This window comes from Corynebacterium sp. KPL2895, assembly GCF_040225815.1.
Lineage (GTDB): Bacteria > Actinomycetota > Actinomycetes > Mycobacteriales > Mycobacteriaceae > Corynebacterium > Corynebacterium rhinophilum.
In genome coordinates this window covers 13684-40304 of sequence record NZ_JBEHFY010000011.1, presented here as the reverse complement: position 1 = coordinate 40304, position 26621 = coordinate 13684, and the positions used below count along the sequence as shown (strand labels likewise).

Sequence of the window (26621 nt, the reverse complement as noted above, 5' to 3'; positions counted from 1 at the left end):
GCTAGCGGATCCAGCGGACCTTGCCGTTTACCCGGGCAAGGCGGCCGCGCAGGGGAGGGGCGTTCGGATCGTCTTGGTTCACCCCGTTGTGGTACGGGCAGCACACGGTGAGGTTGTCCGCGTTGGTCATCCCGCCGTGCTTCCACGCCTGTAGGTGGTGGATCTGAGACTTATCCGCCGGGTGATTGCACGGCGGCCACGGGCAGGTGGGGTTTTCGGCGGCGGCCATCAGCCGCTGTTTTTCTGAGGCGAACCGCGAGGTCCGATACAGGTTGACCGGGCCCTTCACCGGGTGGATAAGCGTGGCTAGCCCGTGTTCGCTGAAGGTGCGCTCGACGAGCTGCGCGCCGGTAATGGTCGAGCCGTTGGTCAGCCGAAGCGTGACCTCGTCGCCATCGCCATCCAAAATCTGATCCAGCGCGTTGAGCGGGATAATTACGTTCGTCGTGGTCTGTACCGTGGCAGCGCCCTCGCCGCGGAGGAGCTCGCGGAAAGACGCGAGTGGGTCATCGGGGTCGAGGGCGGAATCAATATCCGCGAGGAAGGATGAGGGCGCGGTAATGCGCATCGTCCACGGGCCTTCCGGGCGGCGCAGGAGTTGTACGCCCTCGCGCGGCGGCCGGCGGCGCGGGCGCCATTCGCGCAGGCGCTTCTTAGCGAGCCGGGCGATCTCAGAAGCCGGTCCGTGTTGCCGGCACAGCTCTACACGCAGGTTCCACGCGGCGCGCTTGGTGGCAGCACGGGTGGCGTACTTCTCTATGAGCTTCAGCGTCACCAGATCGTGGTGGCGCGCGCCCGCGGCGGCAAGGCGCTGCTTGCGGCTAAAGGAGGTGGTGCCGAAATAAACTTCAGCCAGCGTGAGCAGTTCGCGGGCCTCGACATCCGGCAGGCCGAGCTCGATGAGGTCGCGTTCAGGCATGCCGTGGGCCTCGGCGAGGATATCCATCGCCGAGGAAATCTGGGTGGCATAGGCCTGCAGTGCGTTCATGCCTGCAAATCTAGGCGCGCGCTGCCGCGGCGCCAATCGCGCCCAGCGCCCGCCTGTGGATAACTTGTATAAACGTCTACAAACTTATCCCGCGGCCACCGCAAAGAGATACGAAATCAGCATGCGCTTTAGCTCCATGACCACGGAATCGAACTTGTCTGGATCGCCCGAAATGGCGTAATTAAGCAGCGAGACCACGGTGTGGATAAGGAAGCGCGCCAGCTCAATGCGTTGCGCATCGCTGTGCTCGGTGGCCAGCGGGCGAAGGATCTCGGCGAGCGGCTCCAAGAGCTGCAGCTCGGTATCGGCCGCCGTGGCCCGCGTCGCTGGGGTGGACTGGATGGCGTGCCAAACGGCGCGCCGGGAGGGGTCCTCGCGCCACATCCGCGCGAGGTGGTCGATGAATTCATCCAAGACATCCGGCCACTGTGGGGCTGGCACGAGGCGCGAAAAGCGCTCGATTTCGGCCAGGCTGGTGGCGGTATCTTGCCGGTCGAGCTCGCAGATGAGCACGTATTTATTGGCAAAGAATTGATACAGCGTGCCGATCGGAACCTCGGCGCGGTGGGCTACTTCATCGAAGGTGAAGGATTCGAAGCCGACATCGACAAGCACGGCGCGCGCCGCCTGTACGATGCGTGCAAAGCGCTCCCGGCTGCGCGCCTGCGCTGGCCGACGCCGCGGGACGAGGATTTCCTCCACCGGCTTACTCGAGGCCCTTCATCACGTGCGCGACGTGCCCGGTGGCCTTCACGTTGTAGTGGGTCTGGCCGATGGTGCCATCCGGCTCCACGAGGAAGGTGGAACGGATAACGCCCTGGACCACCTTGCCGTAGTTCTTCTTCTCCCCAAAGGCGCCGTATGCGGTCATGACGGACTTATCTGGATCAGAAAGTAACGGGAAGTTGAGATCGTGGTCATCGCGGAACTTCGCCAGCGCCTCGGGCTTATCGGGGGAGATGCCCACCACCGCGATATTGAGCTCATTGAGCTCTTCTAGGGAATCGCGAAAATTGCAGGCTTCCTTGGTACAGCCTGGGGTATTGGCGCGCGGGTAGAAGTACACCAGTACGCGCTGGCCTGCGTAATCGGAAAGGGAAACGGTGTTGCCGGTGGCATCGGCAAGCGAAAAAGCGGGGGCGGTATCTCCTACGTTCAAACGAGTTTCAGTCATGGGTCCCACTTTACGTGCTCCCCGGCCTGCGCGGTGGAGGCCCTGCACGGTAAGATAAGCTCGTTAAGAGCGAAACTTAAGCTAAGAGGAGAATTCCGTGGCACGCAATATTGAAGATATTCAACGCGATATCGAACGCACCCGGCGCCAGCTGGCTAGCACCCTGGATGAAATTGCGGATCGCAGCAAGCCGCAAAACCTCGTCGATGACGCCAAGGATGCCGCCACCGAAAAGTTGCAGGACCGCAACGTACAGCTGGTACTCGGTGGCGTCGGCGCTGCCGTCGTTGGGCTGATTGCCTTTTCCGTGTTCCGCTCGCGTCGTCGCAAGAGCGACCTGAAGGAATTGCAGCGCTTGCTGTCTGAGCGCCACTAATTTTCCCCGCCTTACCCCCACGCGCGCCGTGGGGGCTTTTTTCGTATGCTAGGTCGCGATGAAAACTCCAATTCCTTTTTATTTGCAGGAAATTTTGACTCGGGTGCGAGGAAATCGCAGTGGCGCGGTGGCGGACTATATTCCCGAGCTCGCGAAGGCGGAACCGGACTATCTCGGCGTGGCCATCTGTACCACGACGGGGCATGTGTATTCCGCCGGCGATGCAGAGGTGGAATTCACCCTGCAGTCCGTGTCGAAGCCTTTTGCATATGCCTTAGCGTTGCAGGAACTGGGCTTGGATGCGGTGCGCGAGATCGTCGGCATGGAACCGTCCGGTGAGGCCTTCAATGAGCTTTCGCTCAACCGCGATGATCACCGGCCGGTGAATCCGATGATTAATGCGGGCGCGATCGCGGTAACGCAGCTAATTAATGGCGTGGATTCGGATCCAGCCGAGCGCGTGGAACAGCTGCGCACCTACTTTTCAAGGCTGGCGGGCCGCGAGCTGAAACTTGATGAAAAAGTGCGCGATTCCGAGCTGCAGGTCTCCGATAGGAACCTGTCTTTGGCGCACATGCTGCGCAATTACGACATCATCCAGGACGAGGCCCATGATGCGGTCTCGACCTACGTGGAGCAGTGCTCGATTAAGGTCACGGTGCGTGACCTCGCCGTGATGTCTGCCACCCTGGCTAATGGTGGCACGCAGCCGGTAACGGGGGAGAAGATCTTGGATGCCGATGTCTGCCGCTTGACGCTTTCTGTCATGAGCTCTGCGGGCATGTACGACGGCGCTGGGCGCTGGATGGCCGAGGTTGGCATCCCAGCGAAATCCGGCGTTTCGGGCGGCCTGCTGGGTACGTTGCCTGGCCAATTGGGGGTAGCGACGTTTTCGCCGCGGCTTAATAAAGAGGGCAATTCCGTCCGCGGGGTGGATGCCTTGACCCTGCTCTCAAAGGATATGGGGCTGCACTTGATGTCCACCGATGAGCGCTACGGCGTGCACCCGGTGCGCAGGATGGAAACCGAGGACGACCTCACGGTGATCTTCCTGCAGGGGCTTATCAATTTCAACGCGGCGGAGACCATCTTGCATCAGCTCACCGAATGTGAATTCGGGGAGGGCACGGTGGTGTTGGAGTTATCCCATATCACCGGATCCAACCGGATGGGCCGGCGCATGCTAAAGGAGGGCCTCCGGCGCATCCGCGAGGCCGGTTTCGATATCGCCATCGTGGATCCGGAGGGCGAATTGGAGAACCGCACCATGGCGGACGGCACTGAGGTGCCCAAGGGCGAGCCGGAAGATTACGCAATTGCCGAGGAAGCAGTTTAGGTTTGGGTCACCTTACCTGGTTAGGCTAGGATAGGTTCGCCCTTATCCTCGTATCGAGGATCCCGATCGACCAAGGACTCAAAATGGCATATAGATTCCCCAAGGTATTGGCCGTGGTAGCGGCCTCCGCCACCGTACTGGCAGGCTGCAGCGCCGCCGAAGAAACCACCAACAACACCAACAGCAGCAGCGGCAGCGACGATGCCGCCCTGTCCTTCACCGACCTCGCGGGCCGCGACGTAGAACTCGACAAGGCCCCCGAGCGCGTCTTGCTGGGCGAGGGCCGCTCCCTCTTCGCCACCGGCATCCTCAACACCGAAAACCCGTTGGATAAGGTCGTGGGCATCGGATCTGACCTGAAGAAGAACGTGCCGGACTACTACAACATCTTGGAAGAAAAGCTGCCCATACAACATCTTGGAAGAAAAGCTGCCCAAGGTCACTGAACTGCCGGAAGTCGGCGCCATCAGCAAGGGCGATGTCACCGTGGAAAACCTGGTGAGCCTGGACCCGGACCTCATCGTGCTGTCCAAGGACCAGTATGACGCCTCGCAAGAGGCGGGCCTGACCGAAAAGATGGACCAGGCGGGCCTCAAGTACGCCGTGACCGATTTCCGCGCCAAGCCGCTGGAAAACACCACCAAGTCCATGGAAATCTTCGGTGAGATCTTCGGCAAAGAAGAGCGCGCCGAGGAATTCAACAAAGAGTGGCAAAAGACCGTGGACCTGGTCAAGGAGCGCGCGGACAAGGTAAAGGATAAGCCCAAGACCTTCGTCTGGCGCGCGGCCGGCGTCATGGACTGCTGTGGCTCCTGGAATAACTCCAATATCGCGCAGCTGGTCAACGAAGCCGGCGGCGAAAACGTAGCCGACGGCGTCATCCCGGGCGAGGTCGGTGCCGTGACCCCAGAAAAGGTCCTCGAATCGGACCCAGACATGGTGATTGCGACCGGCGGCGACTGGTCCGAGAAGAAGGACGATGAGGGCAACCCCGTCGGCTACGCCGCGGTGGGCTATGGCATCGGCGAAGATGAGGCGGAGGCAAGCATCGCTAAGCTGCCGAGCAACCAGCCGGGCTTTGAGAACCTCCGCGCGGTCAAGGAGCACAAGCTGCACGGTATGTGGCACCAGTTCTACAACTCGCCGTTCAACTACCTAGCGCTGCTGCAGATCGCGAAGTGGATCAACCCGGAGGCGTATGAGGATATGGACGTCGACAAGGAGTGGATGCAAGCGCAAGAAAAGTACTCGCCGGTTGCTGGCGAGGGAACCTTCTTTAGCACGAATTAATGGTAAGCGCGGAGGTAGCTGCCCTTACGCAGCAACACAAAAAGCTCACCTGGCAGCGCATTAGCATCGTCGCGGGCCTGTGCCTCATCGCGGCGGTGGCGTTTGTGGTCAGCAACTTCGTCGGCGCCATCGACATCAGTCCCGGCGAGGTCATCAGGGGCATTGTGAATCCCTCGAGCCTGGATGACCAGACGCATACGGTGCTGTGGAAGCTGCGCTTGCCGATGGCCGTCATGGCCCTGCTCATCGGCGTCAGCCTCTCGCTGGCCGGTGCGGAGATGCAGACCATTTTGAATAACCCGTTGGCGGAGCCGTTTACCCTCGGAATTTCCGCCGCGGCGGCTTTCGGTGGCGCAAGTTCCATCGTGCTGAAGTGGCAGCTGCTGACCCAGCCGCAGTTCAACCTGGCGTTGGTGGCGTGGCTGTCGGCGGCGGTGGCGACGGCGATCATCGTCGTGGCTGCCATTATCCGCGGTGCGAAGGCAGAGACGATGGTGCTGCTCGGCATTGGTTTGGTCTTCTTCTTCCAGGCCATGCTCGCGCTCATCCAATACCAGTCTTCGGCCGAGGCGCTGCAGCAGATCGTCTTTTGGTCCATGGGTTCGCTTACGCGCGCCAACTGGGTCGCCAACGGCGTGCTGGCGGGCGTGCTGCTGGTTGCCTTGCCCATTTTGTGGGCGCTGTCTTGGCGGCTTACCGCCTTGCGGCTTGGCGATGCCCGCGCCGCCGCCATGGGCATTAATACCGCGCGGCTGCGCGTGGTGGTGCTCATCGTAGTCTCCCTCGTGGCGGCAACGACGGTGGCCTTCGCCGGCATCATCGGCTTTATCGGCCTCGTGGGCCCGCACATCGCCCGCATGCTGGTGGGCGAGGATCAGCGCTACTTCGTGCCTGCTTCCATGGCTGCCGGTGCGGCCGTGATGTGCGCGGCGCACGCGGCGAGCCTGATGATTAAGCCTGGGCTGGCTATTCCGATCGGCATTGTGACTTCGCTCTTGGGAGTGCCGTTCTTTATTGCCATCGTGATGACTCGAAGGAGGGCGCTGTGGACGTAGAACTCACCCTGCGCGGTATTAGCGCAGCCTACGGCAAGCACACCGTGCTCGAAGCGGTCGACGTGGATACGCTGCAAGGCGGCCAGTTGGTTGGCCTGCTAGGGCCCAACGCCTCCGGCAAGACCACGCTGATCAAGTCCCTTGCCGGCGTGCACCGCGGGTACAAAGGCGAGGTGGATTTTCTGGTGGATGGCGAAAGCCCGCGGGGCAAGCACCGCCGCCAGCTCATCGGCTACGTCCCGCAGGATCTGCCCAGCACCGCGGCGCTGCGGGCGTTTGAGACGGTGTTGATCGCGGCGCGTCGGGAAGCATGCGAGGATCCCATCACCCGCAGCGGCGAGGTGCTGCACGCGATGGGGCTGGATGCCATTGCTTCGCGCTACCTCAACGAGTTATCTGGCGGCCAGCGTCAGCTCGTGGCCGTGGCGCAAATGCTGGTGGGCAATCCGGGGCTGATGCTCTTGGATGAGCCGACGTCCGCGCTCGACTTACATCGCCAGTTCTTCGTCCTCGAGGAAGTGCGTGAGAAGGCGAAGCGCGAGGGTAGCCTGGGGCTGGTGGCCATCCACGACATCAATCTAGCCGCGCGCATGTGTGATCAGCTGGTGGTGCTCAAATCAGGCTGTATTCGTGCCCAGGGCACGCCTGGAGACGTGCTCACGCGCGAACTGGTGGAAAGTGTCTATGGGGTAGAGGCGGACATCGTGGAGCACCGCGGCGTTCCCGTCGTTGCGCCCCAACGCGTGAAATAAGCAAAGGCCGAGCGAAGTGCTCGGCCTTTTTGCTAGCCTTGAACTGCTAGTTTTGAAAACGAGAAAATCGCGAGGTGCGTGCCTCGCGATTTTGCAGTTGTGCGCCATCAGGGAATCGAACCCCGAACCCACTGATTAAGAGTCAGTTGCTCTGCCAATTGAGCTAATGGCGCAGTGTTGACATCCTGCCGTGTGGCTCTCTGTGCAACGAGTAGAAACTCTAGCACCCCGGTTGAAAAACTGTAAAATCGCCTGCTCATAGTGCATTTCTGGGGGAATATAACAGTTTGGATAATGGTGAGCTTGGTTCTGGTATTTGGAGTGGCAAGACGATAGGCTGGATTGGTCTTGAAAGAACTACTGTATTTCTAAGGTCTACTTAGTGATTATCTCCCTCCCTAATTCCCGCCGCATTGCTGCTGCGAGCATTGCGTGCATTTCCCTGGTAGTAGCCTCGTGCTCCGTTAATTCCGCCGCTGAAAACCGCCCGGAGGAGCAGGAAACCACCTCGAGCTCAGCAGAGAAATCTGAGCAGAAAGAAAAGTCTAAGCTTTCCGCCTCCGTGAAGGATGGGGCGCAGGATGTCGATCCATCCAAGCCCGTCACCGTGGAATCCACTACCGAGCTCAAGAGCGTGACCATGACCAATGAGTTGGGCGTGGAAGTAGAAGAAAAGCTCTCTGAGGACGGCAAGAAGTGGACCACGGCTGAGGAACTTGGCTATAACCACACTTATTCCATCGTGGCCACTGATAAGGATGGAAATAAGAAGAACGTGAGCTTTTCTACCTCCCAGGCGGCAGGCGTCGCCCAGGTGGCGATGACGCCTATCCCAGGCTCCGAGGTGGGCGTGGGCCAGGTAATCGGCGTCAATTTCGGTACTTATATCACCGACCGCAAGGCGGCAGAGGACACGATTACGGTCAAGACCAACCCAGAGGTGGAAGGCGCGTTCTACTGGGTGAACAACCAGGAGGTGCGGTGGCGCCCCAAGGAGTATTGGGAGCCGGGCACCAAGGTTGAGGTCAAGGTCGATCAGTATGGCAAGGATCTCGGTGGCGGCATCTACGGTGGGGAAAATACCGGGACGGATTTCACCATCGGGGATCGCACCGTCACGCTGGTGGATAATGCCACCAAGACCATGAAGGTCTACAAGAACAAGGAGCTCTTGCGCACCATTCCGGTATCGCTGGGGCGCGATTACCAATTTGACACCCCGAATGGGCGTTACGTCATTGGTGATCAACACCAGTCGCTGCTGATGGATTCTGAGACCTTCGGGTTGCCGCACGAGGCGGGCGGGTACAGCACCGAGGTGGACTGGGCTACCCAAATGTCTTATTCGGGCATCTACGTGCACGCTGCACCGTGGTCCGTGTGGGCGCAGGGTAATTCCAATACCTCCCACGGCTGCATCAACGTCACGCCAGAGGCCGCTCAGTGGTTCCAGAACACCGTCAAGCGCGGCGATATCGTCCACGTATTTAATACTTATGGCGAAACGCTCAACCCTATGGACGGCTTGGGCGATTGGAATATGTCCTGGGAGAAATGGTCCAAGGGCAACGCGGACGCTAATCAATAATCCGTACAATTTTTAGGCGCATGGCTACAGTGGTGGCCATGCGCTTTTCTATTTTGGACCGCGGAGCGGCAGGCACACTCGAAGGGGTAGCCGAGCATGCGCAGCATGTGGAGCGGCTGGGTTTTCACAGGTTTTTCCTCGCCGAGCACCACGGGGTGCCGGGCATCCCCGCGGGCCAGCCGGGCATGTTGGCTGCGCACGTGGCGGCGCGCACGCAGCGCATTCGCGTGGGTACCGCAGGCATCATGGTGCTCAACCATCCACCGTTTCTGATTGCGGAACAAATCAACCTCTTGGAAGCTCTATACCCGGGCAGGATTGATATTGGGTTGGGCTCCTCGGTGGGCTTTACGGAGCCGGTGCGCAAGGCGCTGCGCCAGGGCGATCCGCTAGATCTCAAGCCGCAGTTCGAGAACGAGGTCGAGACTTTGCTGCGGTACCTGCGCGGCGAGGAAGCGGTGACGGTGCGGCCCGAGTACGCGGGCACGCCCATCTATATCCTTGCGGGGTTCCGGTCGGTTACGGTGGCCGCGCGCTTGGGCTTGGGCGTCATCCTAGGCGGGCCTGTAGAGATGCAGGAAAAGGCGGCACGGCTCTACCGCGAGCATGCGCTTGCCGATGCCCCACCTATCATCTCCTCCCTCAATATCGCCGTAGCCGATACCGCGGACCAGGCCCGCGATCTTTTGCTGCCAGAGTCCTATGCAAAGGTCATGGCCCAGTCCACCGGGGAATTCGCGCCGCTTCGCCCGGCCCGCGAATTGGACCTAGAGGGGCTGACGAGTCAACAGCAGCGCCGCATCGACGAGTCCCTGAGCCACGATATTTGGGGGACGGTGGAGGACGTGGGGGAGGATCTAAGGGGCATCGGCAAGCGGCTGGGCGTCGAGGAGTTCCTGATTACCGGAGATATGCCCGATCTCGCTGGCAGGGCCCGCTCGGAGGAAATGGTGGTGGAGATATAAAAATCCCGAGCGCGAGGCTCGGGACGTTGGGGTGGCTGACGGGACTCGAACCCGCGACAACCAGGATCACAACCTGGTGCTCTACCAGCTGAACTACAGCCACCATCGTTGCGCGAAAGCAACGAGATATAGGTTAACTCACGCCGCGTAAATTACAAAAACGCCTGGTAATCGGCGGTGGTTTCGGCCTTGAGGTCCTCGGCTTCGGTGGAGGTTGGGCCTTCGTCGGTGCGAAAGACGCTGCGGCGATAAAAATCCAGCTCGCGGATGGACTCGATGATGTCTTGCAGCGCGCGGTGGGCCATGCCCTTATCGGGCTGGTTATAGTAGGCCCGCGGGTGCCAGCGCCGAGCGAGCTCCTTGATGGTGGAGACGTCGATCATGCGGTAATGCAGCGCCTCATCCAGCCGCGGCATATAGGCGCGGATGAAGGTGCGGTCGGTGGCGATGGAATTGCCTGCTAGGGGAGTGGGGTGCTCGCAGTGCTCATTAATAAGCGCTAGTACCGCGTCCTCGGCCTCGCGGATGGTCGTGGTGGACTGGCGGATTTCCTTATCGAGGCCGGAGTTCGCGTGCATCTCGGTGACGAAGGAATCCATCTGGGATAGTTCCTCTTCGGTGGCGTGGACGACAAGATCGATGCCCTTGCCAAGGATGTTGAGATTGCCGTCCGTGATGACGGCGGCCACCTCGACGATTACGTGGCGTTCTGGGTCGAGGCCGGTCATTTCCAGGTCGATCCACACGAGGCGATCATATTTTGCGGCGATTTCGGGAGAAGACATGCGTTCCATTCTAACCCCGGGCGGCAGGGCCCTCCGCGCGCCCCGATCTGCATCCCATAAAGCGGAAAGAAAAATTTACCTATCGTTTTACCGACACGGGGAAGTGATTTACGGCATACTTTCTATATCGTGCTTCACAAGGGAGGTGCGAATCACTAAGGAGTTTCTCGATGGCAAACTTTCTCGATGCCCTCAATTCCATAATTTGGTCGCCCGCCCTCGTCTTTTTGTGCTTGGGTGCGGGTGTTTATTTCACCGTGGTAACGCGGGGCCTGCAGGTCCGATGCATTCCAGATATGCTGCGACAAATTTCTAAGGGCGAAAAATCCGACGACGGTGTTTCTTCCTTCCAATCGCTGATGGTCTCGCTATCTGGCCGCGTGGGCGTGGGTAATATCGCCGGCGTGTCCACGGCCATTGCCTTCGGTGGCCCTGGTGCGGTGTTCTGGATGTGGGCGGTGGCCCTCTTGGGCTCGTCCACCTCCTTCATCGAGTGCACCCTGGCGCAGATTTATAAAGAAAAGGACCAGGACACCGGCGAGTACCGCGGTGGCCCGGCCTACTACATCGAAAAGGCGTATAAGCACACCAAGGCCGCGCCATTCATGATGGTCTACGGCATCCTCTTTGCCATCGCCATGATTCTGGCGACCAGCTACTTCCTGCCGGGCATTCAGGCAAATGCTGTGGCCGCGGCTGCCGATACCGCGTGGGGTATTAACTCCACCTGGGCCGCGGTAGTCCTGGCCGGCATTTTGGCCATCATCATTATCGGTGGCGTCAAGCGCATCGCTAACTTCGCCACCCTGGTCGTGCCGTTTATGGCCGTGATCTACATCGGCATCTCCATCGTCGTGATGCTCATTAACTACTCGCAGATTCCAGAGGTCTTTGGCCTCATCTTTAAGTCTGCCTTCAACCTCGAGGCCGGGTTCTCCGGCATGCTGGGCGTGGCCATCATGTGGGGCGTTAAGCGCGGTATTTACTCCAACGAGGCTGGTCAGGGTACCGGCCCGCAGTCTGCTGCCGCCGCTGAGGTCTCCCACCCGGCTAAGCAGGGTTTCGTGCAGTCCTTCGCCGTGTACATCGACACCCTCTTCGTCTGCTCCGCTACGGCGTTCATGATCATCTCCACGGATATGTACACCGTCTTCCGCGGCGAATCCGAGGACGGCGAGGTTGTTTACCAAGGCTCGCTTCCCGATGACGTCGCGGTCGGCCCCGGCTTCGTCCAATCCGGCCTCGATAGCGTCTTTTCCGGCTGGGGCCCGACGTTTATCGCCGTGTCCATTGCCTTCTTCGCGTTTACCACCGTGCTGGCGTACTACTACATGTCCGAGGTCAACCTGACCTACTTCAACCGTTGGGTTAAGTCCCGCCCAATCCGCCGCGGCCTGGTGTGGGCGCTGCGCATCCTCATCATCGTTTCGGTCATCGTGGGCGCTACCACGACTCCGGGCTCTGCTTGGGCGCTGGGCGATATCGGTGTCGGCACCACAGCATGGCTAAATATCATCGCCATCCTCTTCCTGCAGGTTCCGGCGCTTAAGGTCCTGAAGGACTACGAGAAGCAAAAGAAGGCGGGCAAGGAACCGGAATTCGACCCAGAAGCAGTGGGCATCAAGAATGCGGACTTCTGGGTGGACCGCAAAAATGCTCGCGCGGCGGCACAAGTGGCCGGTAGTCAAGCAGCCGGCAAGAATACTGAAAGCTAACCCATCTGGGAATAAAAACGCCCGATAAGCGGCGCGATGACCGGGGTCGGCAGCACCTTGCTGACCACGTTCATCGCCTTTGATAAGGGGCCAGGGACCACGCGTCGCTGGCCCTTTTGCATGGCCGCGATGGTCTCTTTGGAACAGGACTCATAGGTGGTCCACAGCGCATCGGGCACGACCTTATCCACAATGGTCTGGTCTTCCTCGGCGATGGTGGCCTCGCGCACCGGACCAGGAGCAAGCAAGGTGCAGCTGATGCCAGAGCCCTTCAGCTCATAGTGCAGCGCCTCCGTAAACGCATTCACCCCGGCCTTGGTAAAAACGTAGGTCGCGTTATTGGGAATGGGGATATTGCCGGCCGTGGAGCCCACATTGCAAATAGCGCCCGTGCGCCGCGGGAGCATGTGTTTTAACGCGGCGCGGGTCAGGCGGTGCACGGCGGTGCCGTTCAGGGCGAATTGGGAGGACTCGTAGCCCCAGTCTTGGTCCATGAAGGGGCCGAAGCTGGCGATGCCGGCGGAATTGACCAGGATGGAGACTTCTTTGGAGGAGATGGCATCAATGACTGCCTCGACTCCCTCATCGGTGGCCAAATCCGCGGGCAAGGCAATGGCCTCGATGTGGTGGCGGCGCTCAAGTTCTGCGGCGATGCCTTCCAGGATTTCGCCGCGCCGGGCAACGAGAATGACGTTATAGCCCATCGCCGCGAAATCGTGGGCCATTGCCTTGCCGATGCCCTGACTAGCGCCCGTAACCAGGGCGTAGGAGGTACGAGATGGTGCCGGAAGTGACATTGTCGAGCCTTTCGAAGGAGCCAGGTACTAAAGACCCCAGCGTAGACAAAAATCCGGCACGCTGCGAAAAAAGTCTCGAGGCATCGTAGCTTAAAGGAACGATGTCTCGAGACTTCACACGGTGCCCCCAGCAGGACTCGAACCCGCGACACATGGGGTAGAAACCCACTGCTCTAATCCGCTGAGCTATGGGGGCTGGACAGCACACTCATATTAGCCCACGGCCACGGTGATTTCTAAGCCAGGGGGCGGGCGGAATTGTGCGTGCGCAAAATATCGACCAATTCTTGGGCGGCTGGGGTCAGTTCGCGGTCGGAGCGGTACGCCACGATGGCGTGGAACCGCGGAAGTTCCTCTTTGACCGTTAGCGAAGCGATGCCCTGCGGATGCAGCGCGGGGGCGCACCGTGGCATGAAGCTGATGCCAAAGCCACTGGAAATCATCGGAATGGCAGCGTGCAGCGATGACACGTCTTGAATGTGATTCGGCTTGTAGGAGGGGTGGTTCTCCCACAGTTCATCGTAGAGCTCTGCCATGCCGGGAAGCTCGCGGCAGTGGGGAGGCACCAGCCAGGTTTCCTCACGCAAGTCCCGCAAGGAGATCGGAGAGGGGAGGCGTGACAGGCTTTCTGGCACCGCGAGGGTGTAGTCGAACTCGGCGACGTCGTGGATGGTCAGTTCGGGCGAGTAGCGACGAATGAAGGCTTTGGGGTCGGACGTCGGCAAGAGCGCGAGGTCCACCTGGCCCTCCAATAGTCGCTTAATGGCGGTGGTCGCGGTGGAATCATCCAAGCTAATGCGAGCCGAGGGGTGGATTTCGGTGAGCTCGGAGAGGATGGAAGGGGTAAATTCCCAGTTCAAAATGGGACACGACGTCAGGGAGACGGTATTGGCGTTATCGCCGGTGATTTCGCTGATGTGGCGCTGGGCATCGGCAAGCAGGGCATCAACCTTAAGGGCGGTGTCATAGACATAATCACCCGCCTCCGTGGTAGTTACGCCCGAACGACCCCGGGACAGCAACTGGGTATTGAGCTCCTTTTCCAATTTGCGGATGGAAAGGCTCAGGGAGGGTTGTGTCATTTCGAGGGCTGCGGCGGCATGGGTAAAGGACCCATTGTCTACAACGGCACGGAAATAAAGAAGTTGACGGGTGTCCATAGGCTCTATCATGGCATATCCAGGGGAAAAATATGCGTTCGCTTTGCATTAGGGTGGCCCTATAGAATGCGAGCTATGGTCAATAAGCTGGTCAAAAGCACGCAGTCTGGAACGCAAAAACCCCGTCCTTCCTGGGGAATTTTTATTGCAGCAATGCTTTTTGCTGGCTTGGTTGCCGGGTTCATTTCCTTATTCTTATTGGCGGATTCCTTGGCTGCCTTGGGCATTCCGGACCCTGGGCGGATTACCACCTTTGGCCTGCCGCTGTTTCGTGGGCTGGCGTGGCTCTTGATGGCGCTTTCTGTGGGCTCCTTTTTGGCCTCGTCGTTTCTTATCGCCCCGCGTGGCGAGAACGATTCCCTCATCGGGGCACCATTATCGGTTGACGGCCATATCGCCGCCCGCACCGGTACGTGGTCGGCCTTCGGCGTTGCGGCCGTGGGGCTGGTAGAAATCCCGATGATCATGTCGGACCTTACCGGCACGCCGTTTTTTAAGGTCTTCAACCTGACCATTCTGAAAATGGCCTTTACGGAAATTTCCTCCACCATCGTGTGGGGGATTGCGGTGCTCATCGCCCTTACCGTGGGAATTATTGGCAGACTCAGTCGCACCTGGGCCATGCAGCCGGTTCTGCTGTTGCTGTCCATCCTGCAAGTAGTTCCCATCGGACTTGAGGGCCACTCGGCGACCGGCGGCGACCACGATTACGGCACGAACTCGCTGCTGTGGCACCTGGTATTTGTGATGCTCTGGGTAGGCGGCCTCATGGCGCTTATCGCGCACGGCCGGCGCTTGGGCCCGAATCTCGCCTTTGCGGTCAAGCGCTATTCCACCATCGCGTTCATGGCCATCGTCGTGCTGGCGGTATCCGGCCTGGTCAATACGCTCATCCGGATGGATATTTCGGACCTGCCGCAATCACCCTACGGCATTATCCTGATTACCAAATTCGTGCTCACCATTCTGCTGGGCATTATGGGGCTTATCCACCGTGAGCTCACCATTCCGCAGTTAGATAGAAACCCGCGGCTCTTTATCCGTATCGCCATCGTGGAGCTCGCAGTCATGGCGGGAACGATTGGCGTAGCCATCACCCTGGGGCGCACCGTGCCACCACCGCCGCGGGACCCAAATTTGAGCTCCATGCAGATCCTTATGGGCTATAACCTGCATGAGGCGCCCACGGTATTCAATATCTGGACGATGTTCCGCTTTGACATCATGTTTGGCACGATTGGCCTACTCTTGGCCGCGGCATACGGCTACTTGGTCTACCGCGTGCACAAGCGCGGGTTGAGCTGGGACAAGGGGCGCACCGCGTGGTTTATGGTGGGCTCGCTGGGACTTACGCTCGTCATGTCTACGGGCCTCGGTCTGTACATGCCGGCCATGTATTCCATCCACATGCTGGTGCACATGATTTTGTCTATGACCATCCCGCTGCTCATGGTGTTAGGCGCGCCCGTCACGTTGGTCATGGAGGCCTACGAGCCGGGTCCGAAGGGCCAGCCCAGCCCGCACGATTATGCCTTGGCACTGACCCAATCCACGTTCGTGCGGGTCATTACCAATCCCTTCGTGAATTTGGCGCAGTACCTCTTTTTCCTCTACGTGCTCTATCTTTTCCCGAGCCTGTACGAATTCGCCATTTCGGAGCACGCCGGCCACCTCATCATGAACTACGTGTTCCTCATTTCCGGCTACTTCTATTTCTGGGAGGTCATCGGCCCAGATCCCCTGCCCAAGCGCCATTCCACGCCCTTCCGGCTTGGCATGCTTTTCTTGTCGATGCCCTTCCACCTCTTCGCCGGCGTGTACCTGATGCAGCTGCAAACGGTGCTTGGCCTCGACTTTTATCAGTACCTCGAGCTGCCCTGGGATCAGGACCTGTTGCAGGATCAGCGCGTGGGTGGGGGCATCGCCTGGGGCTTTGGCCAATTCCCCTTGGTCATTGTTTTTGGCAAGCTCTTCTTGGATTGGCTGCGCGATGACCGCGCGACCGCACGGCGCCACGACGTGCAGGCGGAGGCGGACGATGACGCTGAGCTCGCCCGCTATAACGCGATGCTGGAGAATATGAGCCACGGCGATGAAAGCGGGTTCCGCGGGCACTAAATAGCCGGCCACTTGTGGAAAACCCACCCGAAAGTGACCATCCTGGCGCCACTTTGTTGAAGAGAACAACAAGTTATCCACAGCGCTGATGGTCATAGCATGGTGCGGGTTGCGCTGCGGCAGCAGGATGTGAAGGCGAGCGAGGGACATACCACTCGCGAACTCACAACCTAGTAAAGGAATTTCAGTACCATGTCTCAATACCCAGTGATGCTCACCGGCCGCCTTACCCAAGACCCGATCTTGACCAAGACCTCGACCGGCGCATATAAAACCAAACTGCGCATCGCATCCTCACGGCGCGTTCCTGACCGTCCCGCCGATACCGGCACCGAGGCGGAGAACCAGCGCGGCCAGCAGCAGTGGCGCGATGTAGACCACCTCTTTATTGACGTGGAAATGTGGAACCAATTTGCCATCAACGTCAAGAAATCCCTGGCTAAAGGGATGCCACTGCTCGTCTGTGGCTCGATCGTCTCTGATCAGTGGCGCGATGATGAGGGCAAGGACCACTACCGCACCTTTATCAAGGCACAGTATGTGGGCTTGGACCTAAACCGCCACGTCATTGGTGCAAAGCGCTTGGCGCCGCAATATAACCAGGAAAACATCGCTATTCCGGAGCTTGGTGATAACGAAGTTGAGCCCGACGTGGATAACTCCGCGCCGGGAGATACCGCCGCCGATACCGCTGCAGACCGCATCCAAGCGGGAAATAGCGTGGCAGCCCAGGACAGTGAGGAAGTAGCAACGCAAGAGGAGGAGACCGCCGAAACCGTGCATGCATAGCGCCAGCCATCCGCCTCGGGTTCACCCGACCCGAGGCACCTAGGCACGCTTTCTGATGTAGTGTTTGTGTAGATAAATACGTCTCCCAAATTTTTGCAAAGGGGTAAAAGTGGGCGAATTCATCTACACGATGAAAAACGTGCGCAAGGCAATTGGCGATAAGGTCATCCTTGATGATGTCACGATGGCGTTCTACCCGGGCGCCAAGATTGGTGTGGTCGGCCCCAATGGTGCCGGTAAATCCTCCATTCTGAAGATCATGGCCGGCTTGGATCAGCCCTCCAATGGTGAGGCATTCCTCGACCCGGGCGCTACCGTGGGCATCCTGCAGCAGGAGCCGCCGCTGAATGAAGAAAAGACCGTGCGCGGCAACGTCGAGGAGGGCCTCGGCGATATCTTTGAAAAGAAACAGCGCTTCGAGGAAATCGCCGAAGAAATGGCGACCAATTACAGCGACGAGCTCATGGCAGAAATGGGCAAGCTGCAAGAGGACCTGGATGCTGCCGATGCATGGGAGGTTGATTCCAAGATCGAGCAGGCAATGGAAGCATTGCGCTGCCCGCCTTCCGATGCCCCGGTGACCAACCTCTCCGGTGGTGAGCGCCGTCGCGTGGCCTTGGCCAAGCTCCTGTTGACGGAGCCGGACCTGCTGCTTTTGGACGAGCCCACCAACCACTTGGACGCCGAGTCCGTGGAGTGGCTGGAAAAGCACTTGGCGGATTACCCAGGTGCCGTCTTGGCCGTCACCCACGACCGTTACTTCTTGGACCACGTGGCAGGCTGGATCTGTGAGGTGGACCGCGGCAAGCTGTACCCGTACGAGGGCAACTACTCCACCTACCTGGATAAGAAGCAAGAGCGCCTCCAGGTTGCCGGTAAGAAGGACGCCAAGCTGCGCAAGCGCTTGAAGGACGAGCTGGAATGGGTACGCTCCGGTGCCAAGGCTCGCCAGGCCAAGAACAAGGCGCGTTTGGAGCGCTACGAAGAGATGGCTGCCGAGGCGGAGAAGTACAAGAAGCTGGACTTCGAGGAAATCCAGATTCCTACGCCGCCGCGCTTGGGCAATAAGGTCGTCGAGGCGAAGAACCTGGTCAAGGGCTTCGATGATCGAACCCTGATTAAGGACCTGTCCTTCACCCTGCCGCGCAACGGCATCGTCGGTGTTATCGGCCCGAACGGTGTGGGTAAGACCACGCTGTTTAAGACCATCGTCGGTTTGGAAGAACCGGATGATGGCTCCGTTGAGGTCGGCGAGACCGTCAAGCTGTCCTACGTGGACCAGAACCGCGAGAATATCGACCCAGAGGCTACCGTGTGGGAGGTCGTTTCCGGCGGGCTGGATTATATTCACGTTGGCCAAAATGAGATGCCATCGCGCGCATACCTTTCCGCCTTCGGTTTCAAGGGCCCGGATCAGCAAAAGCCGTCGAAGGTGCTCTCCGGTGGTGAGCGCAACCGCTTGAACTTGGCGCTGACCTTGAAAGAGGGAGGCAACCTTATCCTTCTTGACGAGCCAACCAACGACTTGGACGTCGAAACCCTGGGTTCGCTAGAAAACGCCTTGGAGAAATTCCCTGGCTGCGCCGTTGTTATTTCCCACGACCGCTGGTTCTTGGACCGCACCTGTACCCACATTCTGGCGTGGGAAGGCAACGTTGCCGAGGGGCAATGGTTCTGGTTTGAGGGTAACTTTGGTGACTATGAGAAGAACAAGGTGGAGCGTCTGGGAGAAGACGCCGCCCGTCCTTCTCGCGTAACTCACCGCAAGCTCACCCGATAATCCTGAGGAGAATGATGGCGACCGATAACGCGCATACCCACCAAGTGCCCACCCGCTGGGGCGATTTCGATATGTACGGCCACATGATGAACGCCAACTATATTGAGGTTGCCCAGGAAGCACGCTTGGCTTTTGCCAAGGAGAATATCTATGCCAAGGGCATCGATTTCATGGCCTTGGTGCGTCATCTCGACGTGGACTATATGCGGCCCATTCCCTTTGAAGGCAATGCCCACGTCATCGTGGAAACCTCCGTTTCCCAGATCGGTTCGTCATCCTTTACCACGACCCAGCAGGTCAAGACCGCTGCTGGGGAGGTAGCGGCCACGGTGAACTGTGTGCAGGTTGTCATTGACAAGAAGAAGCACACCCCGCGCCCGCTTACGGATGAGGAAAAGGATATTCTGCAGATGAGCGCCTCCTAAGTGGCGCACTAGGCACATGAAGAAAGGTAGGGCCCGTTAGCCATGGTCACCGAGTCGTTTGAAGTTCGCAGCGGAGGACCTGGCTTACGGGCCCTTCTTGCGCGCGCAGTTGGGGTAGACGCGAATGCGTCGGTGCGCCTGCGCCAGCTTGCCGATGACGTCGTCGATGCCTTCGTCACCACCCCCTTCGAGGTCGTCGCCTCCCGGCGGGTGCAGGGGGTGGTCTCCCGCGATGGGGCAGTGGTATCCGCGGAGACGCTGGAGCAACAGCTCGCGGAACACGATGGCACCGGCATTATGGAACTCGGCCCAGCTCGCGATGCGTCGTGGCCGGGCGCATTGCCCCCGGCCACCGGCTTTAGCGTGGTGGATACCCTGCCGGTGGCGGTGGTTCGCGACCTTTCGGACCAAGGTCAAAAGCTGACCCGGGAGTTTTCCGGTCCTATGGGCCCGCCACCCAGTTTGCTTAATCAGACCGTGGTCACGGTTGAAGGCAATGGACAGACGGTGGAAATCCCGATGCGGATGATCTTTGCCTGCACCAACTTGGGGCTAATTCCGGGGTTCTCTGCCTCCATGGATATTCCGCGGCACCTGCGAGTGTCGAGTCTTGGCCGGTGGGTGCGCCTTGATGCACCGTTTGGCAGCATCTACCGTTCCACGCGGCTATCGGTCCTGTAATCACTCCCCGAATCTGGGATCTTACCGCCCAAAACAGACAGTAAGTAATATCTATAACCCAATAGTCGGGGGTGGTAGTTATTTTCCGGGTGTGGATTTTTAACCCTATACACTGCGGTATCGGGGAAAGTGCGATTATTGCTGTCACCCCCGTTCGTGAAATATACACAAACTTATATTCTCCTTTGCATTCTGCGTTAACCTGACAGCGAGAAGTAAATTTTCGCCACTGTAACCAACACATGAAGGAGAACCTCCGTGCGCATTTCTGTACCTAAAGAAATCATGAATAATGAAAGCCGCGTTGCCCTCACCCCAACTGAGGTGCGGACCTTGGTTGCTGATGGGCACGAGCTTTTCATCGAAACGGGCGCAGGCGTAGGCGCGTCCTTCCCCGATGAGGAGTACGTAGAGGCTGGCGCTACCATCGTTGATTCTGCGGACGAGACGTGGGCCAAGGCCGAGCTCCTGCTGAAGGTAAAGGAACCGCTCGAGTCCGAGTATCAGTACCTGCGTTCGGATCTCACCGTCTTTACCTACCTGCACTTGGCAGCGGATCGCCCGCTGACGGAGGCGCTGACGGAATCGAAGACGACCTCGATTGCTTATGAAACCGTTACTGATCGCCGCGGCACCCTGCCGCTTTTGACCCCTATGTCCCAGGTCGCTGGGCGCTTGGCCGTCATTGAGGGTTCACACCACCTTTTGTCCACCCAGGGTGGCCGCGGCCTTTTGGTTTCTGGCATCCCGGGCACCCAGCCTGCGCGCGTGGTGGTCATCGGCGGTGGCCAGGTAGGCGCGTCCGCCGTTGCGATGGCACACGGTCTGCGCGCAGAAGTCACAGTCTTGGACGTGGATCCGCACGTCCTGCAGCGCTTTGATGACCAGTACGCCGGCGGCGTGCGCACCCTGATCTCTGATCCGTCCACGCTGGATAAGGAGTTGGAGGAGGCCGATCTCGTCATTGGCGCCGTACTGATTCCAGGTGCGGCGGCACCAAAGCTGGTCCGCGAGGAGACCGTGAAGAAGATGAAGGAGGGCGCAGTGCTTGTCGATGTCGCCATCGACCAAGGCGGCTGCTTCGAGAACTCGCGCAAGACCTCCCACGACGAGCCGACCTTCAAGGTCCACGACACCCTCTTCTACTGCGTGGCCAATATGCCTGGTGCGGTGGCAAATACCTCGGCCCGCGCCTTGGCTTCGGCGACGCTGCCGTATATCCGCGCGGTAGCCAACGACAACCTGGATGCCGCAATCGAGCGCTTCCCAGGCTTGCGCTCCGGCGTCATGACCCGCGGCGGCAAGCTGGTATCCGAGCCGGTACGCCAGGCATTCGACTGGCAGGACTAGATAGTTGCTAGCGCTAGCCGGTGCTAGTGCTGATACACAGTAAAGGGGCCCGCGCACTTACCTAATACGGAAGTGCGAGGGCCCCTGTTTGTGGCTTGAAACGCTTGCAAAAGCAGCGTTACAAGCAGGTGAAAATTAAGGCGCTCTATTGATGAGCATGGCGGCGACGCGCTGCATGTGGTCCCAAATCATGGTGCGATACGCCGGCGGGATGGTGTCTTCCTCGATGCTATCGAGGGACTTTCCCATGAGCTCGAGCCAGCGGTCGTGGGCTTCCATGTCAATGGGGAAAGTCGCGTGCCGCATGCGCAGGCGCGGGTGGCCGCGGTTTTCGGAGAAGTGTTGGGGACCGCCCCAGTACTGAATCAGAAACCAGGTTAGGCGCTGTTCCGCGCCTTCCCAATCCTGATCCGGGTACATGGGACCAATCACGTCATCTTCTTTGACCTGGTCATAAAAGCCATGCACGAGGCGCTCAAAGGTAGGGGTCCCACCGATGGCTTCATAGACGGAATTCATTTAGGCATCGTCTCTCTTGTGAGGATTGGCAATGCCGATGCCGTGTGGGTACGGGGTGGTAATGCCCTCTGCGTGCATGACGTTGAGGACGCGGGACTGGACAAAGCGCTGGACGTCCCACTGGCGGCCCGGCAGCGTCTTGGTGGACACGCGGAAGGATACGTAGTCCGGCTCGAACTTGGACATGCCGTCGATGCGCGGGGTGCTGAGCACCATCTTGCGGATCTTTTCGTCCTTGACGGCATCCTTGACAGCCTTGTCGATGACATCGCCAGCAACCTCAGGGTCATTGGATAGCCCGACAGGGATTTGGATGCGGGCAACGGAGTACTCATCGGAGTGGTTAGCCACCTGCAAGATTTCGCCATTGCGGACGTACCACAGGGCACCGTCGATATCGCGGACGGTGGTAATGCGCAGGGAAATGGACTCGACGTCACCGAAGACGCCGTTGCCTAAGTCAATGACATCGCCAATGCCGTATTGATCCTCAATGAGCATGAAAATACCGGAGAGGAAGTCTCGGACCAGTTCCTGTGCACCGAAGCCGAGGGCGACACCGATTACACCGGCAGACGCGATCAGCGGGGCAACGTTGACTTCCAATTCATCCAGGATGGCGATGCCGGCCGAAACCCAGACCACGATGGCAACCGCCGATCGCCCCACGCCGGCGAGGGTCTTAATCCTCGAGGCCCGGCGGGCCTCCCTTGTTTCTCGCAGGGTGTCATCCGGTTGTCCGTCCTCTCCAGACCTGCTGCGGCTGCGGCTGGGCTTTTTGAGGGTGGAGGCCTTAATGCTGTTTTTCGCCAGCCGGTTGATGAGGTGGCGCAGCGCCCAGTGCGCAATGAAGGCCAAGATGATAATGAGGCCGATGCGAATGGGCCGCTCGATAAGCCAAAGCTGAACGTTTTCGTCGTTCCAGAAGCTCGATACGGACTCGACTGCATCGTCTTTTTTCTCTGCAGCGCCCTGAGCCGTGATAAATAAGTTCGTACTCATCATTCTTTCTTGATCGTAGACACAAGCTAACCGCACCCATTGTAGAGAAGAATCCTGAAATCTCACTGACAGCGCAGAAATTGCAGCGCGGGCGGAACCGAATATAAATTGCCGAATGGCCGGTGTGGATGAACCGCTTAGTCTACGATTGGGAGGCATGACTGAACACAGCGCGCATAACTTGGCAAAAGGATTTTCATCCCGATCCATTCACGCTGGATATCACCCGGATCCGCACATGGGATCCATTAACGTGCCGATCTACGCCTCGACCACGTTCGCCCAAGATGGCCTCGCGCAGCTGCGCGGCGGCTTCGAATACGGGCGCGTGGCCAACCCGACGGTTCGATCCCTTGAAAAGACCTTGGCTGCGCTGGAGGGCGCGGACTACGCCCGCGTCTTTGCCACTGGTATGGCAGCCGCCGATACGATGGTGCGCATTCTGGTGCGCCCCGGCGACCACGTCATCTTGGGCAATGACTCCTACGGCGGTTCCTACCGCCTGCTTAATGATTTCACGGAGTGGGGCGTGGAGATGTCCATTATCAATACCTGCGATGTCGATGCCGTCGCCGCTGCGGTCAAGGACAATACCAAGCTCATCTGGCTAGAAACCCCGACCAACCCGGCGCTGAATATCACCGATATTGCGGCAGTGGCCAAGGTTAAGGGCAATGCTCAGGTGCTGGTGGATAATACTTTCGCCACACCGTACCTCCAGAACCCGCTCGCACTCGGCGCAGACCACGTCCTGCACTCCACCACGAAGTACTTGGGTGGGCATTCCGATGTCCTCGGTGGCGCCGTAGTTACCAATGACCCCGAGGTGGATGAGCAGCTGCTGTATTTCCAGGGCAATGTGGGCGCGGTCGCCTCGCCTTTCGATGCTTACCTGACCGCCCGCGGTATTAAGACCCTCGGCGTGCGCATGGACCGCCACTGCGCCAATGCGCAAAAGGTGGCGGAATTCTTACAGGCCCGCCCAGAGGTCAAACAGGTGCGGTACCCGGGATTGGCGGAGCACCCGGGCCACGAGCTGGCGGCGCAGCAGATGCGCGGGTTCGGCGGCATGATGTCCGTGCGCTTCCACAACCCAGAGCACGCCAAGCAGATTTGTTTGAATACGCGGCTTATCTGCCTAGCGGAATCGCTGGGTGGGGTGGAATCGCTCATCGAGCACCCGCAGAATATGACCCACGTATCGGCTGAAGGCTCCGAATTGGTGCCGCCGGAGGACATGGTGCGCATCTCCATCGGCATCGAGGACATCGATGACCTGCTAGCGGATCTGCAGCAGGCCCTCGACGCCCTTTAAAAGCGCTCTAAAACGCGTACTTAGTGGCCGCCGGCAACCTTTAAGAGGGAACCGGCGGTCTTATCTGTTTCCTGCAGCATGAGCGGATCCGTGCCCGGCATGGGGGAAATCGTTGTATCCGGCCACTGCGCATAGGTGGGGATGCCCACGATATGCAGGCGTTCATCCAGGCTGCCGTCCGGATGGACGGTGCGCCGCGTGGCACCATCGGTTTCGGGGGAACCGGTGTCCTGCCCGTGATCAGCAAACGGACGCACCCGCTCATTCTCGGCTAATCCGCGGGTGAGCGGATCGTCGGCGACGCGGATATCGGGCTTGTGCATAAAGGCATCGACAAGCGTGGGCGCGGATGCCGAGCGCGGGCCAGAGGTCAGGGTGAAATGGTCTGACTCGATGGCGAGGGTGGGGTGATCGCCGAGGAAGTGGACTAGGTGGGCATCGACAAGCGCGAGCAATTGGCGCACGCGGAAAAGCGGAGGTCCCGAGCCCACCATCTGCCCAAAGGACATGAACTGCGCGTAGCGGCCCGTGCGGGACTCGCGGGTATAGCGGCCTTCCGCGCCGAGGATGGAGGCGGGCTTGCGCGACTGGGACAGTGACCACAGCGCGGCCTTCATGGGCGAATCGTGGCCCGCCGCAGCCTCCTGGATATCGCCCGCCAGGCTATCCGCGATGTGGGCAGTCAACGCCGAAAGATCGCCGGTAAAACCAGCGACTTGGTACATCAGCTCGGTCATATCCCACGGCTGGGTGACCAGGGGCGCAAGAGCGGCGCCGAGATCGTCAGGCGCGGTGGCATCGATGACCGCGAGGATCTCTTCCCGCGGGCGGAGCAGCGCCGCCGGATTCACCCGTTCCAGCGTGGTGATATACGCCTCGTAGCTATCGCGGGCGATGGCGGGCCAGACCTGGGCGTCGAAGTCGATGTCCTCAGTGCCCTGGAGCTTGTCGATGACCTCATACAACCGCCGCCGCGGCATCGTGGGCGGCAGCTCGTTGTACTCGGACTTGGGATGGAAGGGATAACCGCGGCCGGATGAGACGATGAAACGTGGTTCCTTCCCGCTCGCCTCGTAGCGCAGGCCGGAGCGAGTGGTGGAATCCTCGATGAACCTGCCGCCGCGCTCGATGGTGGTCAGCGCCATGATGTCATAAAAGCCCATGCCAAGACCGCGCACCAGCACGTCTTCGCCGGCAGGAATGGCGGCATAGTCTTGTTCCACGGGGTTGCCCGGTGCGATCCACCGCAGCCCAGACTCCGCCAAGCGCTGCTCCTCATCATTAAAGCGCGGCGCCATCCATCCATAGGCTAGGACCGTGGCATCGGCGCGCACCTGCGAGCCGTCGTCCAGGTGCAGGATATCGGCCGCGCCGTCCGTGGTAATAGTCTCGACGCGGTGGTGGTGGCTGACCGTAGAAATGCTCTCCGGCAAGCGCGCCAGCACTGCGTCATAGACCCAGCCCAGGTACTCGCCGTATAAAGCGCGCGTGGGGTTGGACTCCGGGCGGGTAGCGGCCAGCTCCGCGTGGTACTCGGTGGCAATACGCGGGGCGGGAGGGTGCTGGGCAAAAAGCTCGCGCTTGGCAGTAGCGATCTTTTCGCCCTCGCCGCGCAGCAGTTGGATCCACTCGTATTGCGTCGGCCCCTCGAGCACGGGGGCAACCACCGTCGCGCCGGGCTCGGTAAAAAGCGTGACAGCCCCCGCGCGCGTATTCATGCACAAGGTCTTAGTTTGGTCGGTTTCCCAGACGCGGCCGGCGCCGTGCTGGGCCTCATCGATGAGATGAACGGTAACGGGGGAGCTGGAATCATCCATGCGGGCGGCGAGGCGTTCCAAGATAGAGATGCCGCGCGGGCCCATGCCGACGATCGCGATTGCAGGAGTAGCCATAGCCCCTATCGTTCCACATTGCGGAACGGGGACGGATGCCGCGCACCGCTAGCATCCATTTTCCCTATGATGGGGTGGCATGACTGATACCACGAATGTGCCAGAGAAAATCGCCGTCGTTACCGGTGCCACCGGTGGCATGGGGCGCGAGATTATCAAGGATCTCGCCCGCGATCACCACGTGTATGCGCTGGGTCGCAGCGCCGAAGAGCTGCCAGAGGCCGCGAATATCACGCCGGTTTCCAGCGACTTGGTCGCCGGTTTGGACGAGGGCATGCAGTTTCCCGAGCTAGAGCGGGTCGATGTCCTCGTGCACGGCGCGGCGCGCGCCACGAAGTTCTCGGTGGAAGAGGCAACCCCGCAAGATTGGCGCGCCCACATGGATCTCAACGTTCACGCGCCAGCGGAGGTCACTCGCGCGCTCTTGCCGCAGCTGCGCAAGGCAGAGGGCACCGTCGTCTTCATCAACTCGGGCGCGGGGCGCAAGAGCTACGGCGATAACGTGGTTTATGCCGCGACTAAGCACGCGCTGTATGCGCTTGCCGATGCCCTGCGTATCTCCGAACCCGGCATCCGCGTCTCCACCGTGGCGCCAGGCCCCACCGACACCCCGATGCTGGAGGGCCTGCAGGACTATAACCCGAACGAGGTCATTGCGCCCGTAGAGGTGGCGCGCGCCATCCGCACCGTCGTGGAGGCTGGGCCCACGACCCAGCTCACGGAGATCCAGGTGCGCCCGCGCATCGAACTGAACCTCCGCAAGAAATAG

Annotated in this window: 26 protein-coding genes and 3 tRNA genes; 17 read left to right on the top strand and 12 right to left on the bottom strand. The window is 59.8% G+C overall.

Annotated features, from left to right (window positions below):
- Position 1: 1 nt before the first annotated feature.
- The 3 genes from ABRP95_RS06490 to bcp form a co-directional block, all read right to left on the bottom strand.
- Positions 2–988 (bottom strand): HNH endonuclease signature motif containing protein, encoded by a 987-nt coding sequence (locus tag ABRP95_RS06490; RefSeq protein WP_349839120.1) that lies wholly within the window; start codon positions 986–988, stop codon positions 2–4.
- Between the two features lie 84 nt (positions 989–1072).
- On the bottom strand, positions 1073–1690 hold the full coding sequence (locus tag ABRP95_RS06485) for a TetR/AcrR family transcriptional regulator (protein WP_284771061.1): 618 nt from the start codon (positions 1688–1690) through the stop codon (positions 1073–1075).
- A gap of 4 nt (positions 1691–1694) precedes the next feature.
- Entirely contained in the window at positions 1695–2162 is a 468-nt protein-coding gene (gene bcp / locus ABRP95_RS06480) for a thioredoxin-dependent thiol peroxidase (RefSeq protein ID WP_349839119.1), read from the bottom strand.
- Positions 2163–2259: 97 nt separating this feature from the next.
- Between bcp and ABRP95_RS06475 the strand changes: the two genes are divergently transcribed.
- From ABRP95_RS06475 to ABRP95_RS06455, 6 genes are all read left to right on the top strand, one after another.
- A complete protein-coding gene (locus ABRP95_RS06475; protein ID WP_239269889.1) occupies positions 2260–2538 on the top strand; it encodes a DUF3618 domain-containing protein in 279 nt (92 codons plus the stop codon).
- A 58-nt stretch (positions 2539–2596) separates the two neighbouring features.
- On the top strand, positions 2597–3874 hold the full coding sequence (locus ABRP95_RS06470) for a glutaminase (protein ID WP_284854047.1): 1278 nt from the start codon (positions 2597–2599) through the stop codon (positions 3872–3874).
- Positions 3875–3957: 83 nt separating this feature from the next.
- Complete coding sequence (locus ABRP95_RS12080; RefSeq protein WP_502880364.1) at positions 3958–4320, top strand: hypothetical protein; 363 nt, start codon at positions 3958–3960, stop codon at positions 4318–4320.
- Positions 4292–5164: an ABC transporter substrate-binding protein gene (locus ABRP95_RS06465; protein WP_502880363.1), complete on the top strand. Its 873-nt coding sequence runs from the start codon at positions 4292–4294 to the stop codon at positions 5162–5164. The genes ABRP95_RS12080 and ABRP95_RS06465 overlap by 29 nt, the downstream gene beginning before the upstream one ends.
- Positions 5164–6219, top strand: a complete 1056-nt coding sequence (locus ABRP95_RS06460) for a FecCD family ABC transporter permease (protein ID WP_005284482.1) — start codon at positions 5164–5166, stop codon at positions 6217–6219. Before ABRP95_RS06465 ends, ABRP95_RS06460 begins: the two co-directional genes overlap by 1 nt.
- Positions 6210–6971: an ABC transporter ATP-binding protein gene (locus tag ABRP95_RS06455; RefSeq protein ID WP_349839118.1), complete on the top strand. Its 762-nt coding sequence runs from the start codon at positions 6210–6212 to the stop codon at positions 6969–6971. The genes ABRP95_RS06460 and ABRP95_RS06455 overlap by 10 nt, the downstream gene beginning before the upstream one ends.
- 100 nt (positions 6972–7071) lie before the next feature.
- Here ABRP95_RS06455 and ABRP95_RS06450 read toward each other — a convergent pair.
- Positions 7072–7144, bottom strand: a tRNA-Lys gene (locus tag ABRP95_RS06450).
- A 209-nt stretch (positions 7145–7353) separates the two neighbouring features.
- Here ABRP95_RS06450 and ABRP95_RS06445 point away from each other — a divergent pair.
- Positions 7354–8559 (top strand): L,D-transpeptidase, encoded by a 1206-nt coding sequence (locus ABRP95_RS06445; protein ID WP_349839117.1) that lies wholly within the window; start codon positions 7354–7356, stop codon positions 8557–8559.
- Between the two features lie 20 nt (positions 8560–8579).
- A complete protein-coding gene (locus ABRP95_RS06440) occupies positions 8580–9524 on the top strand; it encodes an MsnO8 family LLM class oxidoreductase (RefSeq protein WP_349839116.1) in 945 nt (314 codons plus the stop codon).
- 27 nt (positions 9525–9551) lie between these two features.
- Here the strand turns inward: ABRP95_RS06440 and ABRP95_RS06435 are convergent.
- Together ABRP95_RS06435 and orn are read right to left on the bottom strand one after the other, a co-directional pair.
- Positions 9552–9627, bottom strand: a tRNA-His gene (locus ABRP95_RS06435).
- Positions 9628–9676: 49 nt separating this feature from the next.
- Positions 9677–10318, bottom strand: a complete 642-nt coding sequence (gene orn, locus ABRP95_RS06430; RefSeq protein WP_284785848.1) for an oligoribonuclease — start codon at positions 10316–10318, stop codon at positions 9677–9679.
- A 161-nt stretch (positions 10319–10479) separates the two neighbouring features.
- Here orn and ABRP95_RS06425 point away from each other — a divergent pair, with 161 nt between their 5' ends.
- Positions 10480–12024: an alanine/glycine:cation symporter family protein gene (locus tag ABRP95_RS06425; RefSeq protein ID WP_284785846.1), complete on the top strand. Its 1545-nt coding sequence runs from the start codon at positions 10480–10482 to the stop codon at positions 12022–12024.
- On the opposite strand, the gene cmrA is transcribed toward ABRP95_RS06425, so the two are convergent.
- The 3 genes from cmrA to ABRP95_RS06410 all read right to left on the bottom strand — a co-directional run bounded on the left by cmrA (position 12021) and on the right by ABRP95_RS06410 (position 13981).
- A complete protein-coding gene (gene cmrA, locus ABRP95_RS06420; protein WP_284796695.1) occupies positions 12021–12821 on the bottom strand; it encodes a mycolate reductase in 801 nt (266 codons plus the stop codon). The two genes, ABRP95_RS06425 and cmrA, sit on opposite strands and share 4 nt — an antisense overlap.
- Positions 12822–12943: 122 nt before the next feature.
- A tRNA-Arg gene (locus tag ABRP95_RS06415) sits at positions 12944–13017 on the bottom strand.
- Between the two features lie 40 nt (positions 13018–13057).
- Positions 13058–13981 carry a LysR family transcriptional regulator gene (locus ABRP95_RS06410; RefSeq protein ID WP_349839115.1) on the bottom strand — a complete coding sequence of 308 codons (924 nt, stop codon included), beginning with the start codon at positions 13979–13981 and terminating at the stop codon, positions 13058–13060.
- Between the two features lie 66 nt (positions 13982–14047).
- Between ABRP95_RS06410 and ABRP95_RS06405 the strand changes: the two genes are divergently transcribed.
- The 6 genes from ABRP95_RS06405 to ald all read left to right on the top strand — a co-directional run bounded on the left by ABRP95_RS06405 (position 14048) and on the right by ald (position 21124).
- The gene (locus tag ABRP95_RS06405) at positions 14048–16099 is read left to right on the top strand and encodes a bifunctional copper resistance protein CopD/cytochrome c oxidase assembly protein (RefSeq protein WP_485875695.1); all 2052 of its coding nucleotides are present in this window, start codon (positions 14048–14050) and stop codon (positions 16097–16099) included.
- A 192-nt stretch (positions 16100–16291) separates the two neighbouring features.
- Positions 16292–16888, top strand: a complete 597-nt coding sequence (locus ABRP95_RS06400) for a single-stranded DNA-binding protein (protein WP_284852644.1) — start codon at positions 16292–16294, stop codon at positions 16886–16888.
- A gap of 109 nt (positions 16889–16997) precedes the next feature.
- Entirely contained in the window at positions 16998–18668 is a 1671-nt protein-coding gene (gene ettA / locus ABRP95_RS06395) for an energy-dependent translational throttle protein EttA (protein ID WP_005277855.1), read from the top strand.
- A gap of 11 nt (positions 18669–18679) precedes the next feature.
- Positions 18680–19093 (top strand): acyl-CoA thioesterase, encoded by a 414-nt coding sequence (locus ABRP95_RS06390; RefSeq protein ID WP_284771298.1) that lies wholly within the window; start codon positions 18680–18682, stop codon positions 19091–19093.
- Between the two features lie 42 nt (positions 19094–19135).
- A complete protein-coding gene (locus ABRP95_RS06385) occupies positions 19136–19774 on the top strand; it encodes a DUF8185 domain-containing protein (protein WP_284771297.1) in 639 nt (212 codons plus the stop codon).
- Positions 19775–20032: 258 nt separating this feature from the next.
- Positions 20033–21124 (top strand): alanine dehydrogenase, encoded by a 1092-nt coding sequence (gene ald, locus ABRP95_RS06380; protein ID WP_284771296.1) that lies wholly within the window; start codon positions 20033–20035, stop codon positions 21122–21124.
- Between the two features lie 135 nt (positions 21125–21259).
- Here ald and ABRP95_RS06375 read toward each other — a convergent pair whose 3' ends face one another.
- Positions 21260–21643, bottom strand: a complete 384-nt coding sequence (locus ABRP95_RS06375; protein ID WP_005277863.1) for a globin — start codon at positions 21641–21643, stop codon at positions 21260–21262.
- Positions 21644–22648, bottom strand: coding sequence for a mechanosensitive ion channel family protein (locus ABRP95_RS06370; RefSeq protein WP_284852541.1), 1005 nt, complete (start codon positions 22646–22648; stop codon positions 21644–21646).
- A gap of 154 nt (positions 22649–22802) precedes the next feature.
- Between ABRP95_RS06370 and ABRP95_RS06365 the strand changes: the two genes are divergently transcribed.
- Positions 22803–23960, top strand: coding sequence for a cystathionine gamma-synthase (locus ABRP95_RS06365; protein WP_284796450.1), 1158 nt, complete (start codon positions 22803–22805; stop codon positions 23958–23960).
- 20 nt (positions 23961–23980) lie between these two features.
- Here the strand turns inward: ABRP95_RS06365 and ABRP95_RS06360 are convergent, their stop codons facing one another.
- A complete protein-coding gene (locus ABRP95_RS06360; RefSeq protein ID WP_349839113.1) occupies positions 23981–25852 on the bottom strand; it encodes an FAD/NAD(P)-binding protein in 1872 nt (623 codons plus the stop codon).
- A 79-nt stretch (positions 25853–25931) separates the two neighbouring features.
- On the opposite strand from ABRP95_RS06360, the gene ABRP95_RS06355 reads away from it, so the two are divergent.
- Positions 25932–26621: an SDR family oxidoreductase gene (locus ABRP95_RS06355; protein WP_349839112.1), complete on the top strand. Its 690-nt coding sequence runs from the start codon at positions 25932–25934 to the stop codon at positions 26619–26621.